This is a genomic window from Mesorhizobium sp. M7D.F.Ca.US.004.01.2.1, from assembly GCF_003997785.1.
GTDB lineage: Bacteria > Pseudomonadota > Alphaproteobacteria > Rhizobiales > Rhizobiaceae > Mesorhizobium > Mesorhizobium loti.
Genome location: NZ_RZRQ01000038.1, coordinates 11,036 through 27,794, shown reverse-complemented (window position 1 = coordinate 27,794; position 16,759 = coordinate 11,036). Strand labels below are relative to the sequence as shown.

Genomic DNA, 16,759 nt, shown 5'->3' with positions numbered 1-16,759 from the left:
CAGCCTCGTCGACGCCAGCGATGAGTTCCTTGTCGCGGTTGACCATGCGCGGGATTTCAAAGGCAGGCGAACCGAGAAGCCCGACATTCTCGCGCAACGGCCCATCGATGGGGATCATCACCTTGGTGCCGAGCAGGACGTTGTCGCCGGTGCGCCCGTCCGGCGGATAGTAGATGTTGTTGCCGAGATAGTTGCGCTCGCCGATGCGCGTCGGCTCGAGCCGGAAGGCGGAGGCGGATTTGTGCATGTTGATCATGAACAATCCGTCCGACACCATGGTCTCGGTGCCGATCTCGCACAGAAGCGGGTTTTCGTGCTGCTGGTTGCTGCCGAAGTTGGAACCTGTCTGCACCACCTTGTTGAGGTTCCAGCCGATGGCGCTGATATAGTGCACGATCGCCGAGCTGTCGCCGAACAGGAGGCCGAGCACGCGGGAGTTGCTGGTGAATTCGGCGGCGGTCTGCAGCCAGTAGCGGAAGCCGTAAAGCGTGTAGGTGCGGCCGGGTTTCAACAGCAAGCTGACCAGGCGCGGCACCAGCGTCGCTGCCAGGAAGGCCACCGCGATATAGCCGAAAAGCGTGACCGTGGTGCCGATCGCGACAAGGCCGATTGTCTCCTGATAGTCGTCGCCGACATTCTCCCAATAGCTGTGGAACAGCAGCGGCAGCGGGATGACAACGGCAAACAGCCCGATCAGCTGGACCGCTTCGAAGAGGAAGCGGCGGATGTTGGAAGGATCGACATTGCGCACCTTGCAATAGTCGGCCGTGGTCGGCACGGCCGGCGACCCATGCCAGTGTTCACCGTCCGGGATGCTTTGCCCGCGCAGCAGCGCGGACGCATGGCCGAGCTGGGCGCCGTTGCCGATCGCGGTGTCGATGTCGAGCGTTGAACCCACACCCACGAAGGCATCGCGGCCGATGGAGAGCGGACCCATATGGATGTAGCCGGACTGCGCGCGAAAGCCGAGAATCAGCGATTCCTTGCGCAGGATGGTGTTGGCGCCAATTGAAATCAGATCCGTGCAGACGGGTACGGATTTGGATTCGATGACCGCGTTTTTCCCGATCCTGGTGCCCAGAAGCTGCAGATAGAAGCTGTAGAGCGGGCTGCCGCGGAACAGGACGACGGGCGCGGTGCGGATCAGTGTCTTGACGATCCAGAAGCGATAGTAGCGCAGGCCCCAGATGGGAAAGGCCTCTGCCTTCCAGCGGCCGATGAGCACCCATTTCGCAAGGACGGCGAAGCCCGTCATGCCGAAGAACACGCCGGTCGAGAGCACCACGCACCTGATATAGAGCTGCAGCGGATCGTCGAGCGCGTCATACATCCAGTTGAGGCCGCCATTGATCGCCCACAAAGCGACATAGCTGTAGAGCCCGTAGAACAGCAGCTGCGCGGCGCCGCAGGTCCAGTAGGCAAAATTCGAGGCCCGGCGGGTGAGGACAGGCTCATTGGTGGCCGTTGTCATCTCCTCCGCCCCGCCCAGATGGAGCGCCAGGCGCGCCACGGTCGGATGCAGATAGATGTCGCGCATCGACGCCGTCGCCCATTCCTTCCTGGTGCGTACGCGCGCGCAGAAATGCGCCATCAGCAGCGAGTTGGCGCCGAGATCGTCGAAGAAATTGTCCTCGACGGACACCTCGTCGAATTTCAGCACGGTGGCCAATGCTTCGGCCAGGAAGCGCTCGTCGTCATTGCCGGGCGCCACCATCGCGCGATCGGCCGAAAGCCGCACGCTCGTCGGTTTCGGCAGCTGGCGCAGGTCCACCTTGTTGGAGACCGTCATCGGGATCGCCGGCAGCTCCTCCAGGTAGGAGGGCACCATGTAATCCGGCAGGCGCCGCTTCATCGTCTGGGCAAGATCGGCGCGGGAAATCGCCGGCACGCCGGCCTTGGGCGCGTAGTAGGCGACGAGCTCGACGCGGCCGGGCTCGATCTCCCAGGTGGTGACGGCAGCCTGTGCGATCTCGGGCTGGTCGAGCAGCACCGCCTCGATCTCGCCGAGCTCGATGCGGTAGCCGCGGATCTTCACCTGGGTGTCGATGCGCCCGGCATATTCGATCTCGCCCTGGTCGTTGATCCGGCCAAGGTCGCCCGTGCGGTAGATACGCCTGGACGGGTTGTTCGGCAGGCCGAGGAAATCGGCAATGAATTTCTGTTCGGTCAGGTCGGGCCTGTTGAGATAGCCGACCGCGAGCCCGATGCCGGCGATGCCGATCTCGCCCAGTTCGCCAGGCTCGGCTAGTTGCGGCAGCGATGCGTCGAGAATGACGATGGAATAGGTCGGCAACGGCGCGCCGATGGTGACCGGACTGTCAGGCGTCAGCACGCCCATGGTTGCCGTGACGGTCGCTTCGGTCGGACCATAGGTGTTGAGGATCTGCCGCCCCGGCTTCGACCAGCGCACTACCAGATTGTGCGGGCAGGCCTCGCCGCCCACCAGAAGCGTGCGCAGGCTGGGCACGTCTGATGTCATCGACGACAGAAGCGTCGGGCTGCAGGCCATGCAGGTGATGTCGTGATGTCTTAGGAAATCGGCCAGTTCCTCGCCCACCAGCGGCATCTGGCCAGGAGCCGGCACCACCGTCGCGCCGGCGACAAACGGCACCCAGATCTCTTCGGAGGAAAAGTCGAAGGCGATGGTCATGCCCTGATAGACACGGTCACCCGGCCGGTAGCCGTAGGAGGCGGCGGCGACGCGGATGAAGTTGACGAAGCTCTGGTGCTTGATGACCACGCCCTTGGGCTTGCCGGTCGTGCCCGAGGTGTAGAGGATGTAGCAGGTGTCATCGGCTGAAGCGGTTTTCGCCTGCGGCTTCAGCGGCGCGTCGGACTGTTTGGAGATCTCGGCAGCCGCGCTGTCGATCAGCAGATGCGGAACCGGCAGTTGACCGGCGCGCGACGCATAGGCGGCGATGGTGACGATCAGGCTGACGCCGGCGTCCTCGATGATGAGCGCCATCCGCTCTTCGGGAAACGCGGTGGCCAGCGGCACGAAGGCCGCACCCGCCTTCATCACCGCCAGCAGCGCGACATAGGTCTCCGCCGAGCGGTCGAGAATGAGCCCGACCCGGTGGCCCGGCCGGACGCCGCGCTTGACCAGCAGGCGGGCGAACTGGTTGGCGCGGCTGTCCAGCTCCTGATAGGTCCAGACACGCCCGTCGGAGATCACGGCCGGCAGAGCCGCGAATGTCTGCGCGAGCTCTTCGAACACCGTATCGAGCCGCTCGCCGGGCAGGCCTTGCCGGGCAAAGTCGGCGCCCGTCAGGATTTGCCCGCGTGCGACTGTTGCGGGGGCTGTTTTTACCAGCGCATCGAGGCTTGCCAGGCCGGTTTCTGGCTGGCTGTCCGATCGGTCCCTGTCCAGTCCGGCGATATCGAGACCGTGATCCATTTCCATACTTTCCCGTCCAGGCCGGGAATCGCCCGGCGCGGCCATTTTCCCGGCCGTTGCGGGGTGGTTATGCCATCCGATCTTTTCGGCAGTTTTTCCGAACTGTTGAATATTGTTTCTGGAGTGTGTCTGGCCGCTCTTCAGCCTCCCCTTGTTGGCCCTTGCTGGGGAGGGAATGCCGCAGCGCTCTCAGTGGATATGAGGCTGTCGGTTTAAGGGGCGCGCTGACCCCTGCTGCCCGCATTCGCCGCGCTTTCCGGCCGAATTCAACGCAAAATTCCACTCCTGCAATGGTTGCTACCACGCCGGGTCCCACGCCCGCACAAACACCACGCCCCTATAAGACGCCGCAACAGCGCACCAACGAACCAAGACGGTCGTGCGCTGACAACCTGCCGCCGCGGATCCCGAGGGGATCGCGGCTGGCCGGTTTCGCCCGAAGAGCAGAAGACAGCCTCATGAATGCGATGCGGGCGGCGCGTCGAGGCCGATGTCAACTTTCAAAAGATGGAGACTTGAAATGAAGAAGATCATTTTCAGCATTGCCGTGTTCCTGTTTGCCTCCGGCATGGCTTTTGCCGGCAGCGACCACTTTGACTCGGACTTCGTCCCTGCCGCCGGCAGCTATCCAACTGCCGGTTCCCATTCGATGATCTCCGGCGGCGCGGTCAGCGTCACCAAGAGCATCACCGACAGCACCGTGGAGGGAACTGCGACCTCCGGCATGCCTGCACCGGGTTATGGCCAGGGCATCTGGGGCCGCTGACACCAAATTCGGCCGCCATGGCCGGCATCCAGGCGGCGGCTCGCCCGCCGCCTGGGCTGCGAACTCAGGTCGACAAAGGGCCGGACGACGGCCAGTCCGATGGTCTGCAGCTATTCCCTGTGGCTTTTCGATAGGAATTTATTCTTTACATTGTGAGGGCGGCTATGCTACATATTCGCCCACGATGCTGATTTGCGCCAATGACCCGCCGCCCAGGCGGGTTTTGCGAATCTCCCCACAAGTGGGGATGGCCGGCAGGCCATAGGGCGCCACCTTCGTGCGGGCCTTCGCGCGCGATCACGCAAATTTTTTGGATCGTTCGGATCGGCGAAGCGTTCTTCCCTGACGCAACCGGAGGAATGATCATGGGTGACGAACGGCACGAAAAAATCCAGCAGCGGGCATACGACATCTGGCAACGCGAGGGCGGCCTTCACGGCGACCCGGAGCGGCACTGGCACCAAGCCGAGGCCGAGATCGACAGGGAGGCCGCGCTGCCGCTGACGGCAGGCGATGCGCTGCCGGAAACCGGCGAGATCGCCAGTACCGACGTGCTGGAGGTCGAGGCGCTGGCGATGCGCACCGGCCTATCGGGCGACGAGGCGCAGGCGCTGATCGATCGGCTGGGCAACGACCGTGCCGCGGTCGAGCAAGCCGCGCGCAGCCTCAAGGCCAAGCGGAAATCCTGATCAGGGCCAAGCCGGGAGAGCGAGATGATCCGGAAACTGAAAGGCGGAAAATACCGCCTCTATTCACGCAAGAAGGACGAAAAGACCGGCAAGCGGCGCAACCTCGGCACGTTCGATACCCGCGAGGCGGCGGAGAAGCATGAGAGGGAAGTGCAGTATTTCAAGCGGCATTGAGTGGTCTCGAAGCCTGGCGAAGGGGCGCCGGCCACCATTGATCAGGGCCTGATCTTCGCCGTCCGTGCACTCTGCCAAAACCAGATTGCGAGCGAGCCGGATCGCCCACGGATCTGCGTTTCCACAGGTCCTTTCAGGGTGCCGGATTTGAACAACGCGCAGTCGCGGCCGGCGACATCAAGCATTTTGTCACTCACCGCGACGTCAGCATTCTGGTCGGCCGCGATCTCCATCAAGCGACTGGCAACGTTGACAGTGTCACCGATGGCCGCGATGTGCTGACGGCCTTCGCTGCCGAGTCGAGAGGCCACGATTGTTCCGTGGTGGGCTCCAATCTTGAAGCCGAGCCGGGATGCGGTCGATGCCGGCAACGAGGCGAGCCAATCGTTGGTGCGGCTGGAGAGCCCCACACAACAGCGGGCGGCATTGAAGGCGTCGTTTGTCGCTGGTTCCGGCAGGCCGAACAGGATCATGGCTCCGTCACCCATGAAACTCGTGACGACGCCACCGCAGCGCGCCACTTCTTCGTCGACCAACGCATGGAAATTGTTCAGGAGTTCGCGTGTGGCGACCGGCCCCAATGTTTCACTCAGCCCGGTGAAGCCGGACAGGTCGATGAACAGGATGGCGGCGTCTCCCCGCACGGGGTCCGAGAGGAAGTCGCCATGCTTGGCGAGCCACTCCCCCATGCCCGAGGCTTCAACGCGTTGAAGCAATTGGCTCTGCGTTGCGAAAAACTGGGCCCGGCTCCTGCCCAGCCAAAGCTGCGCGGCTCCAAACAAGATAGCCGGCGGAACGGCGGCGGCCATCGGCAACGCGGCGCTCAGCCAGATGTGGTGCGAGAAAGCGGTCATGTTGACCACGAACCAGATCAGGACCACGCCGGCGATCGCCGCGAGGCCGCTGGCGTTTCGCCGCCATGCCAACAGCCCCACGAGAATCATGGGCAGCACCACCGCAAAGCCGGCATCCGCAAGCCGGACATACTGGTCCCGCACTGTACCGTCGCCGCTCATCAGATGGGCAATCGCCGTCGACATGACTTCGACGCCCGGGAGTATTGGATCGAACGGTGTCGGGAAGACATCGCCGGTGCCGGTTGCGGTTGCTCCGATCACGACGATTCGATCCCGGATGGTGCCGGGATCGAGTTGGCCCTCCAGCACGGTCGCCGCGCTGATCGTGCGGATCGTGCCGCGGGGGCCGTAGAATGTCAGAGGCAGGATGTGACCAATGTCGGTCCGGATCGGCCGTCCGCCCAGCGAGAGATGATCGGGTGCGATTTCTGGATCCTCACCTGCTGCCATGGTGGCGACACGCAAGGAGAAAGACGCTTCCAGCTGGGGTCCGGCCCGAAACAGCAACGGCACGAACCGGGGCGTTCCCGTCTTGTCGGTAACCACGTTGACGACGCCGACAGCCGCGGCATCCGAGAACGCCTTCAGGGGCCACAGAAACCGCTCGGCATTCGGCACGCGGGCGAGGGGCCCTTCGCCCTCGGCCACCGTCCATTGTTCACCTCCGGGGTAGACCGCCGCGGCAGCGATGACGCTTCTGCCCCCGCTCAGCGAACGCGCGAGCGCCTCATCGTTGTCCTTTGCTCCGGGATCGACCAGCAGCAGGTCGAGCGCAATGGCTTTTGGTCCAAGGCCGGCGATCGTATCGACAAGCCGGGCAAGCGTGGCGCGGCTGAGGGGATATGTGCCCTCGTGCCGCACCGCTTCATCGTCTATGGCGACAATGGTGATCAGCTCCGGTGGCTTTGCCGTTCCTCGAACGAGCGTTCGAAGGTCGGTCATCGTTGCTTCGACGCGATCGAGAAACCACAGATGACCGCGCCAGTGCGCGAAGCCCAGGCCGGCACCCCAAAGACCCGCGAGAATGAGCGCGATCAGCGTCGGAAGCGCCCGCCTGCTCACCGCGGCTCACAGGCCGAAACGGGCCAGCAATGCGGAAACGCGCTTGGCGGGCCAGCGCTTGACGGTGAGCGGTGCCGTTCCGGGCTCGACGTCGACGCCTTCGCCCGGCTTCAGCACCACCCCGGCATCGGACGCCGCCCTGTGCACGGCGACGCGGCCCCTGAGGACGAAAACAGACGTCTTGCCCTCGCCTGTGTCGACTGCCCATTTGGTGCCTCGCACCGCGGCGATCGCCTGCGGGGTGACAACCGCGAAGCCACCCGGGACCGAGCCGGCTGGTGCATCGAGCAGCAGCGCCTTGCGCCGCAACCTGACCGCATCGGCCTTGCCGTTTCGATCGCCGTCCTCCAGCGTAAAACGAGCGCCCTCTTCCACAATGACGGTGAGGCCTTTGCGACATTTCAGAATCTGCCGGGCCGTACCGGCCACCGGCTCGAGCGTACACCCTGCGTCCTGCGCCAGGGCGGCATCCACCCAGAAGACACCGGCAAACAGGCCAGCCACCATCAGGCAGCGGAAAGATCGGTCCCTTGCGTTCATCGACGTCCCCTTGCTCTTGCGAAATCCGCGACAAGAAAATCCTGCCGGCGCCAGCCCGGTAGCATGCGAACCGGCACTTGCAGCCGTGTTGCGCCGAGGGATGTCGACCGGCGATCCTAACACGACAACCCCGCTCCGACACCAAGCAAGGCCGCGATGTAAACCAAGCGCTAGCGGCCCTGCCGTCACTCGCAAGATGTCTACGCCACGCGTGGTTGAGCTGGCCTGGGTTTGACCACTGTGGCGAGTACGATGCCGGCGACGATGAAGGCCGCACCGACCAGATCGTAATCGTGCAAGCCCTCGCCGAGCAGCAGATAGGCGAGCATGGCCACGAACACTGTCTGCAGGTAGAGCAGCATGCTTGCCCGGCTCGCGCCGAGCGTTTCCACGCTTTTGTTGTAGAGATAGTACATCAAGGCGCCGCCGGGGCCTGCCAGATAGGCGAGCGCGAGAATGCTGTGGACGTTCATGGCGGAGCGTTCGTCGTTGAACAATTCCCACACATGGAAAGGCAAGGCGACCAGCGCGCCCGCGCCGAGCAGCAGCACGACCATCGGCAGCAGTTCGATGCCGAATTTGGCACGGCGCAAAAGCACGGTGTAGAGGCCCCAGCAGAACGCGCTGCCGACGATCCACAGCTCGCCGGCGTTGATCTTGAGTTGCAGCAGCGCCGTCAGGTTGCCGTGGGCAACGATGAAAATCATCCCGGCAAGCGCAACCAGCGCGCCGAGCGACTTCCCCAGCCCGAGCGGCTCGCCCAGCACGAAACGGGCGAGCACCATCGTCATGACAGGCGACAGCGCCATGATGATGCCGGCCGTGGTGGCGTCGGTGTCGTTGAGGCCATGGTAGATCATACCCTGGCAGAGCGTGAGGCCGATCGCCCCCACGGCGACGACCTCCACGGCGCGCGTTCGCAAAAGCCCGATCATCGCCTCGTGATGACGGTGCACAATCGGCAGCAGGATGGCGCAAGCAAGCGTCAGCCGCCAGAAGCAGAGGCCCCAGGGCGGCATTTCAGGCGCCACCCATTTGGCCGCGATATAGACACCAGCCGAAAGCAGCCAGCACAGGACGGCGGCCGGATAGCCGGCGAGGGAGGATACGGGGCCGGCCACGGGTTGCGCGGCTTGATGCGCTATCGGCACTGCCTGCATGCCATGTCCTCCCCCTTCGACGACCTCGGCCGGACGGGGACAACATACCCTGTGTCGTTGGGGCGTGCATCCGTTTTGAAAGGCCGACAAGAACCCGAGTTGGGTTAGCGTCAATTTTTACCCGCAGGCGACCGCCGTCCCATCAATTTTCAACGACAGCTTTGCGCCGCCTTCTAGCCATTCGACTTACCGCTATCCCTCCCAGTGCGGGCATTCCTTTTTGCTTTTGCTCTTCTTTTTTGGATCACCAACGATACTCTTAGAGAAAACATCGACCTTGTCGGCACCCTTCTCCTGTAGAAGTTTCTTCATCAGATTAAGTGAATTCTTGCTGAACGTCAGTGTGGCCTCCGGATCAGCCTTTGACAACCTTATAAAATCGGCGAGGACACCGTGCTTTTCCAAATTTTTGATGAACCTCATGCTTTTCGTTGCACTGAATTTCATCGCCGATGTTGACTCTGCAAAAGGTGCTTTCAGCCGGCGCGGCTTGCCCTCACTCGTGGTCATGGTTGATCCCCTTATTGAAGTGATAGAATTTCACTCGCGACACTCTGTTGGATTGCTTCGTCCGCTTGGCGCAGTGCGCGGCGAACAGTTGCGTTTCCGCTGCCGCTAAGAAATTTTCCAAAAAACTCTGCGACTTGATTAGTGTTCTTGCCGGGCACGGGCAACGCAAACGCGACGATTACCTGATGCTTATCTTCCCTGGAAATTGAACTGCTTAGCCCCCCTGCCGTAACACCATCAACTGGTGATAGTGCAATCTTCGGATCCGCACTTGCTGTTAGACTCGTTGTGAAAAGCAGTGTGTCGGCCATCGTCTGCGGGCCTGTTGCTGCGCCTTCTTTGCCCGAAAGATTGTTGAATATCGCCATGTCCACGAACGTGGATACCTGCTCATCCATGCCGATATTGCCTGTTATCGGATAAAAAGAGTTAGGAACTTCGTTCCGGTCATCACAATAGTCGTCATCTAAGTCCTTGTAGAGGCCGCCAAATGTGTCGGCTACCACAAAAACACGTTTGTTGTTGCGGCTTCGATTGATTGAACCACCCAACCCCAATGTCTTCTTACCCAGGCGATAGGTGTCAAGAAGGTCTAAGCTCGCTGAATTGTTGGCCGTGAAGGTCATATCAAAATTGAATGAATACACGACTGCGGTACCCGCCAGCAGGGAAATCGGGTAAGCGGTATCAGGGTCTAGCCCACGATAATCGATCTCTGCCACCGGCGTTCTTGCTCTAAGTGCTTTGGCCACGCGTAGTGCCGCCGGCTCCTTATCCTGTGCCTCAAGCCAAGCAATCATCTGATGTCTGAAAGCCTCACGGGTTTCGCATCGAATTTTGCGGACAATGGCAGACGTATTGAATGTCGTCGATTGCTCGGGCAGAGGTCGAATTGCACATCCATGCAACGCCAGCACGCAAGCCGGCAGCAACATCCAGCGTTTCAAGAGAGCCCCCTTAATTTATTTACATGGGCAATCTCTACTTGGGCGCGATTTTGCGCAATCGTCTCTCTCATAAACTCACAGATATATTTTCAGGGATTCTGGACTTGATTCGAAATCTATCAACGTGCCTTCCTCGCGAGGACTGAAGACTAGTTCAAGTGAGTCTTGATACGGAGCGCCTAATTTCAGACGCATCGAAGTGGGCTCGTTACGGTTACAACGAGTCATTTTCCCGCTCGCAGAAAAAGGATGGTTATCGCCAAAGGATTTCAACCGCGCGGAGGTGAATTAGTGCCTAACTCAAGGCCCGTGGATTTTCTGTCATGGAGTTGGAGCCGGCGTTATGACGAGGGGTGCCACTGCGTTCGCCGCGTGCCATCGAGGCAGAGAAACTGGCTAGAGCCGACAATGACATTCGCGCGCATGACCGCTTCACGAGGGGCTTTTGCCCGAGGCTGCCAGTCCGCTCTCGGCCAAAAGGCTGCCGGGACAGCAATGCCCCTAATCTTCGCCGTTCGGACGATGACACCCCTCGCCCGAAACCGGTCGTTCCTCCGAGGTCTCAGCGGCGAGCGACTGCGCCGGACAAAAGTCGTCATCCGCGCGGGTCACACCGGTTGGTAATTTTCGGCAGTACCAAGCACTTTTGATTGGGATCGGACCCTGCCGCGGACTGCCCGCCGCTGCACAGCGTCATTGAATTGCATGAGAGTGGACATTTAGACCGGGACGAAGGCTCCGGGTACTTGATCTTTCTTTCGCGCTGACGAGGTTAGGCGCCGCGGCTACTATCACGGCGTCACACAACCAAAGCTCCGGGGCGAAAAGCGATGGATGAAGAAGAGGCGAAGACCGCTTATGGGGGGATCACCGATCTGCTCCGAAAGGTCGGATTGGATTGGGTAGTAGAGCAAGTGAAGGAGAGCAACTATCTCGGAAAGACGGTCATTACAAAAGCTGATGCCAGCGAGTTCATCGATGACCAAGTCGCCGGTCAGCGGCGCGGCAGACGGCAAATGCAGGATTTCGTAACGACTCAGCCCTTTTCCAACATTGAGCGCCTGAATCTTCTTCTCGATGCCATCGATCGCGTAATGGCTCTTCCGCAGTTCGCAATCGATGCGCTAAAGATATTGGAAGCAAAGAGCGTGACGTTCGTTTCTGAACGAGAAGGCGATGACGGCCACAGCTTAAACAGCGATTCAGGCGAACAGCAGGAGGCAGGTCGCCGCCGCTTGAGGGAACTGCGCCAGCAAGCTGGAGTAACCGCCGCATGATGACCGCATCGGATCTCATCGGACAGGTCTCCGCGATCCTCAGTCCGGCATATGGCATGAATTACTCTGCAGCGTCGGATGCGAATGACGTATTCGAGTGCTATGCGCTCGCGATCGTCGTAAAGGCGGGCCGCGCCGCTGGGGCCACCGTCGTTTTCGAAGCTAACGACGGAAATGGCACCACCAACCTGATTTTCCGAACCTCGCCGGGCGATATCTTCAGCCCGAAGAAAAAATACACCCACGCCATTATAGACTTGCCAGGCTGCCCGCCGCTCGAGGCGCATATCGGCGTCAAGGTATCAGGGCGCTCGGGTGTCCTCCACGAATGTGATGTCGCCGTGATCGATCGACACGAAGCGCGCGTCTGTCGCGGAGAAAAGGTACATCCTCGTGCTAGCAAGGTCCTGATTGCAGCCGAATGTAAGTTTTATGCGAGTACCCTTCAGTTGGGTTTGGCGCGAGGGTATCTCGGACTCGCCGAAGAACTCAGTAAGCAAGATCGGTTGCTGGTGACCAACACTACCTCCGATTCCGCAGCAAGGATGATCGCCTATCATAGAGCTGGTTGGGAGTTCGATCTGTCGTCACCGAGTTCGGCCCAGGCAGTAGATCTCGAAGCGAAATTCAAAGAGGCCTTCCGCAACTACGTTGCGAAGCGCAAATCGTGAGCTGTTTCGATCCTAACCAACGGAGCTGTCCGCTGACGCAATCTAGCATTCATTCGTCTCTGCATCGCGGAGGTGTCTGTTATGCAGAATTGCTCTCGCTGTTCCGCTTCTTTGGATAATGCGCTTGACGAACGGAACAGGAAAATGACGGAGAACTTCAATTATATCTCTTTTGGCAGCTGGGAGTATGTCGAAGGGAGCGTCGATGTTGTCACCATGGGTCGGGGGCGCATGTTCGAATACACGCCGTCCGACACAGAGAAACGGCTTGAAGGTCTCGATTCCACGGCGATCGCCTTTCTTGAAAAATTGCCTACCTTTCTGTGCAGCGAGATCAAGCAAACAAGCGACGCCGTCTCCATCTGCGTCAAAGCGAAGCGCACTAACACGCGCATCAAATCGCAGTCTGGCGCATTCCTGCTATTCGGGCACGAGGTTGCGCTGCCCGATGCGGGCCAGGACGGTATCGAAATCAGCCGTGTCACGATCCAGAGCAAGGCGCACATCCTCGAGCAGCTCGACCGCATCAACATCAACGCCACTACCGTCTATCCGAGCATCGACCAGACCGCAGTTCATCTGCGAGATCAGTACCAATCGCCGCAACCGGTCAGAACGACCTCTAGCTCTGCGCCAAACGACTCTCCAGAGGTATGATGGGACGCCTTTGGCTATGTATCCAAGATTTGGTTGATGACGTTTGGTTCGGGCTAGCAATATATCGCCTGAACCATCGACCGCTTTTCGCGATACTGCCGAAAAGCGGGTGGGCCGCTAACGGCCCCTATTTAGACATTCCGTACAGCCGGATAGCGGCCGCAACTGGCGTTTAGCCGACCTTCCAATTTCTCGCACAGTTGCCAAGTAGCGCCTCCCTCGCATTAACCATTCGTTAACCATTCCCTCGCTAGCGTTTACCTCTCAGTAAGGATTCGCCAGCCGTGACTTTTGCCGCTCCCCTCGAGGCCAAATCCATTCGTTTTCGCGCCCGCTCTTTCGTCGCTTTCACGCTGACGCCGGAGGCGCCTTTGGACGTGTGGTTGGAGGGGCTCGACCACTGGATCGGCAACTCGCCGGGCTATTTTTCCGGACGGCCGGTGGTGCTTGATCTCAACACCTTGAAGCCCGATGTCGCCGCGATCGAATCGCTGGTCGATGTGCTTGGCCATCGCGGCATCCGCATCTACGCCATCGAGCTCGACGGCCATACCGCACTCGAGCCCAACCTGCCGCCGGTGCTGGTCGGCGCCAAGGAGGCGACGACCGATGGTTTGCTGCCCCGCGAGGCGCGGGCGGAGGGTTTCGACAAGGCCGAGGGCAGGGCGCCTGAAGGCGGCCCGGACAAGGGCGGCAAGGCTGGCGCAAGCAAGGTGGACGAAAGCGAGCCGCAGGTTGCGCCGGAAGCTTCGGGCACGCTGATGATCAAGGCGCCGATCCGCTCCGGCCAGGCGATCGTGCATCCGCATGGCGATGTCATCGTGCTGGGTTCGGTCGCGTCCGGTTCGGAGATCATCGCGGCGGGGTCGATCCATGTCTACGGCACGTTGCGCGGGCGCGCTTCGGCGGGTGCGCTGGGCAACAAGGGCGCGCGCATCTTCTGCCGCAAGAACGAGGCGGAGCTGCTGGCGGTCGACGGCTGGTACGTCACCGCCGAGGAGATGGAAGGTGTTTCGCGCGGCAAGCCGGTGCAGGCGTTTCTCGATGGCGAGAGCCTGCGGGTTTCGACGCTGAGCTGACAGTCGATATTGGGGCGGCCGGGCCGCTCGTCAAGAACACGATATTTGGGCGGCCGAGGCCGCCCGGCAAGAACAACAAATGAACAACAACGGAGGCTTTTCAATGGGCAAGGTAGTGGTGGTCACCTCGGGCAAGGGGGGCGTCGGCAAGACGACCTCGACGGCGGCCCTGGGGGCTGCGGTCGCCAAGACCGGCAAGAAGGTGGCCTTGGTCGACTTCGACGTCGGCCTGCGCAACCTCGACCTGATCATGGGCGCCGAGCGGCGCGTGGTGTTCGACCTCGTCAACGTCATCCAGGGCACGGCCAAGCTGTCGCAGGCGCTGATCCGCGACAAGCGGGTGGAGACGCTGTTCCTGCTGCCGGCCTCGCAGACGCGCGACAAGGATGCTCTGACCGAGGAGGGCGTCGGCGAAGTCATCGACAAGCTGCGCTCGGTGTTCGACTATGTGTTCTGCGACAGCCCGGCCGGCATCGAGCGCGGCGCGCAGCTCGCCATGCGCTTTGCCGACGAGGCGGTCATCGTCACCAACCCGGAAGTGAGCTCCGTGCGCGATTCCGATCGCATCATCGGCCTGCTCGACGCCCGCACCATGAAGGCGGAGCAGGGCGAGCACATCGCCAAGCATGTGCTGGTCACGCGCTATGACGCGGCCCGCGCGGCGCGTGGCGAAATGCTGTCCATCGACGACGTGCTGGAGATCCTGTCGGTGCCGCTGCTCGGCATCATCCCCGAGAGCCAGGATGTGCTGCGCGCCTCCAACCTCGGTTCGCCGGTGACGCTGTCGGAGCCGCTCAACACTGCTGCACGCGCCTATCTCGACGCCGCCAGGCGGCTGGAAGGCGAGGAATTGCCTGTCATCGTGCCCTTCGAACGCAAGGGTTTCCTCGATCGTCTTTTGGGAAGGAGGGCGGCATGAACCTGCTCGACATCTTCAAGCGGCGCTCCAGCGCGCCGGTGGCGCGCGAGCGGCTGCAAGTGCTGCTCGCCTATGAGCGCCGCAACCGCAGCCAGCCCGACCTCGTCTCCATCCTGCGCGAGGAGATCATGGCCGTCATCGCCAAGCACGTGCAGATCGACCAGGATTACCTGCAGGTCTCGATGGACCGCGGCGAGACCATGTCGACGCTGGAAATCGATATCCAGATCCCCAACAAGAGCGCCGTGCCCATGGCGATGGCGGGCTGACTTTTTACCCTCCCCCTTGTGGGGAGGGTCGCTGCGAAGCAGCGGGGTGGGGGGCAGCACCCCACCCGGACCTTCGGTCCGACCTCCTGCGCTTTGCAGGGGCGAGGACCCCAAGCTTTTCGACACCCGCGCAAGCTGCGCACAGCGTTCCAACCCCCAAATGTCCCAAATTTACCTTGCCGCCAACGGGGGCTTCCCCTGTGCGGCCAGCGGATGTAAGGTCATGTTAGTAATTCGTTAAGTACCGAGTTGGGGTGTGCGTAAAAGGAGTTCGAGCATGAACTTCAAGGGCTTGCTCAAGCGTGCTGAAGACGTAGACAAGGCATTCCAGGAACTGCAGGTCGATCTGGCGGATGCGCTGGATTCAGATCTCGTCGCCGAGGGCCAGGCGCCGCCAAAGAGCGACACTGTCGCGGATGCCTCGGATCAGGCGGCAGGACCCGACGACGCGCCGCCCGAGGCGAATGCGGCAAATCCGGATAGTGCGGACACCACCGATGATGCGGGCAGTCCCGAAACCGCGCCACGGCTGACGCCCCATACCCAGACGCGGCTGGCTGCGCTGAGTGCCTTTGAAGGGCTCTTCCACGACGCCAGGGACTATCTGGACGAGATCAACGGCAAGCTGTCGGAGATCGCGACCTCACACCATCTGACGCGCGAATTCCTCAACATCCTGCACAACGACATTCTTCGCGCCAACGAGTTCGAGCTTGCCAATGCGGGCCTCGGCGCGGAACAAAGAACGCTGTCGGAAAAGCTGCACGACGCGGTGAGAAAGCTGCGCGAGCGTGACGGCGCTTTCGAAGCGCTGCAACAGCGCGAGACAAGCCTGGTTCAGGACAGGGAGGCGCTTCGTGCGGCGCTTGCCGCGGTAAGGCTGGAGCTTGTGGAGACAGCCAATGCGAGCGCAAAACGCGACGCGGAGTTCGGCGACATCGCCAAGCGGCTGACCGCCAGAACGGTCGAGGCCAACAGGCGCTTGCGCGAGAGCAAGATGCTGCGGGAAAAGCATGTCAGCCTGTCCATCGATCTCGACAAGGCGCTGAAGCGGGAATCCCAGGCGCGCCACAGGCTCGACGAGCTCTCGACGATCCATGCCAGCGAAGCAGCGCGGCTCGCGGAACTGCTGGCCGCGCTCGGCAAGAGCGAGAAAGAGGAGATGCGGCTGCAGAAGTCGCTCGAGGCCGCACAGGCGAAGCTGTCGGAAGCAACCGAAGCGGCCCGCATGATGGAAGGCGACAGGGAAGCCGAACTGTCTCGCAGCCAGGCGGAAATGCGCGGTCTGCGTTCGGAGGTCCAGGACCTGCAATCGCGACTGGAGCAGGCGTCGACCGAGAACAGCGAGGCCGCCGGCGAAATCGCCAGGCTCAAGACCGAACTGAACGACGCGCTGGCCGAAAAGAAAATCGCCGACGAAAGATTGTCCGCTCTCACCCATGAGAACGAAAACGACAAGATGAGCCTTTCCAGATTGAACGCCGATCTTTCGCAGCTCACGCTGCAACAGGCATCGGAGCAGATACAGCTCGATGTCCAGAGGCAGGAATGCGACGATCTCAGGGCCGAAATCGAGTCACTCAATGCCCGGGTCAAGGAATTGCTGCCCTACGAGCGGCTGCACAAGGCCACCAATGGCAGACCGCGCGAGAGCGGCGTGGTCGAGATTGCCGGCGTGGTGGCGGAGAAGGCACGGGAAACGGGCAGGCGGCGCATCCGCAGGAACCTCCGCGCGGCGACTTAGGCGCGCTTGACCGTCGTCACGAGGAACCCGGGGGGGAGGCC

16 protein-coding genes are annotated in these 16,759 nt (G+C 61.5%); 10 read left to right on the top strand and 6 right to left on the bottom strand.

Going from position 1 to position 16,759, the window contains the following annotated elements:
• Positions 1-3,403 (bottom strand): Pls/PosA family non-ribosomal peptide synthetase (locus tag EN993_RS08805; protein ID WP_127262951.1); only part of this gene is annotated, 3,403 nt, incomplete at its 3' end.
• A 514-nt stretch (positions 3,404-3,917) separates the two neighbouring features.
• Here EN993_RS08805 and EN993_RS08800 point away from each other — a divergent pair.
• The 3 genes from EN993_RS08800 to EN993_RS08790 all read left to right on the top strand — a co-directional run bounded on the left by EN993_RS08800 (position 3,918) and on the right by EN993_RS08790 (position 5,026).
• Positions 3,918-4,163, top strand: a complete 246-nt coding sequence (locus tag EN993_RS08800; protein WP_127262950.1) for a hypothetical protein — start codon at positions 3,918-3,920, stop codon at positions 4,161-4,163.
• 365 nt (positions 4,164-4,528) lie between these two features.
• On the top strand, positions 4,529-4,852 hold the full coding sequence (locus EN993_RS08795) for a DUF2934 domain-containing protein (protein WP_127262949.1): 324 nt from the start codon (positions 4,529-4,531) through the stop codon (positions 4,850-4,852).
• A gap of 24 nt (positions 4,853-4,876) precedes the next feature.
• Entirely contained in the window at positions 4,877-5,026 is a 150-nt protein-coding gene (locus tag EN993_RS08790; RefSeq protein WP_109660636.1) for a hypothetical protein, read from the top strand.
• A 41-nt stretch (positions 5,027-5,067) separates the two neighbouring features.
• On the opposite strand, the gene EN993_RS08785 is transcribed toward EN993_RS08790, so the two are convergent.
• The 5 genes from EN993_RS08785 to EN993_RS08765 form a co-directional block, all read right to left on the bottom strand.
• The gene (locus EN993_RS08785; protein ID WP_109660637.1) at positions 5,068-6,945 is read right to left on the bottom strand and encodes an adenylate/guanylate cyclase domain-containing protein; all 1,878 of its coding nucleotides are present in this window, start codon (positions 6,943-6,945) and stop codon (positions 5,068-5,070) included.
• 6 nt (positions 6,946-6,951) lie between these two features.
• A complete protein-coding gene (locus tag EN993_RS08780) occupies positions 6,952-7,485 on the bottom strand; it encodes a FecR domain-containing protein (protein ID WP_127262948.1) in 534 nt (177 codons plus the stop codon).
• A gap of 200 nt (positions 7,486-7,685) precedes the next feature.
• A complete protein-coding gene (locus tag EN993_RS08775) occupies positions 7,686-8,645 on the bottom strand; it encodes an EamA family transporter (RefSeq protein WP_127262947.1) in 960 nt (319 codons plus the stop codon).
• 192 nt (positions 8,646-8,837) lie between these two features.
• Positions 8,838-9,155, bottom strand: coding sequence for a hypothetical protein (locus EN993_RS08770; RefSeq protein ID WP_127262946.1), 318 nt, complete (start codon positions 9,153-9,155; stop codon positions 8,838-8,840).
• An 11-nt stretch (positions 9,156-9,166) separates the two neighbouring features.
• Positions 9,167-10,102: a hypothetical protein gene (locus tag EN993_RS08765; RefSeq protein WP_127262945.1), complete on the bottom strand. Its 936-nt coding sequence runs from the start codon at positions 10,100-10,102 to the stop codon at positions 9,167-9,169.
• Positions 10,103-10,932: 830 nt separating this feature from the next.
• Between EN993_RS08765 and EN993_RS08760 the strand changes: the two genes are divergently transcribed.
• The 7 genes from EN993_RS08760 (at position 10,933) to EN993_RS08730 (ending at position 16,718) form a co-directional block, all read left to right on the top strand.
• Positions 10,933-11,379 carry a hypothetical protein gene (locus EN993_RS08760; RefSeq protein ID WP_127262944.1) on the top strand — a complete coding sequence of 149 codons (447 nt, stop codon included), beginning with the start codon at positions 10,933-10,935 and terminating at the stop codon, positions 11,377-11,379.
• Positions 11,376-12,050: a hypothetical protein gene (locus tag EN993_RS08755; RefSeq protein ID WP_127262943.1), complete on the top strand. Its 675-nt coding sequence runs from the start codon at positions 11,376-11,378 to the stop codon at positions 12,048-12,050. The genes EN993_RS08760 and EN993_RS08755 overlap by 4 nt, the downstream gene beginning before the upstream one ends.
• 144 nt (positions 12,051-12,194) lie before the next feature.
• On the top strand, positions 12,195-12,707 hold the full coding sequence (locus EN993_RS37355) for a hypothetical protein (protein WP_206532355.1): 513 nt from the start codon (positions 12,195-12,197) through the stop codon (positions 12,705-12,707).
• A 284-nt stretch (positions 12,708-12,991) separates the two neighbouring features.
• Complete coding sequence (minC, locus tag EN993_RS08745) at positions 12,992-13,786, top strand: septum site-determining protein MinC (RefSeq protein ID WP_127262942.1); 795 nt, start codon at positions 12,992-12,994, stop codon at positions 13,784-13,786.
• A 103-nt stretch (positions 13,787-13,889) separates the two neighbouring features.
• Positions 13,890-14,705, top strand: a complete 816-nt coding sequence (gene minD, locus EN993_RS08740) for a septum site-determining protein MinD (RefSeq protein ID WP_126071144.1) — start codon at positions 13,890-13,892, stop codon at positions 14,703-14,705.
• Positions 14,702-14,974 (top strand): cell division topological specificity factor MinE, encoded by a 273-nt coding sequence (minE, locus tag EN993_RS08735; protein WP_023813379.1) that lies wholly within the window; start codon positions 14,702-14,704, stop codon positions 14,972-14,974. Before minD ends, minE begins: the two co-directional genes overlap by 4 nt.
• A gap of 277 nt (positions 14,975-15,251) precedes the next feature.
• Positions 15,252-16,718: a hypothetical protein gene (locus EN993_RS08730; RefSeq protein ID WP_127262941.1), complete on the top strand. Its 1,467-nt coding sequence runs from the start codon at positions 15,252-15,254 to the stop codon at positions 16,716-16,718.
• Positions 16,719-16,759: the final 41 nt, after the last annotated feature.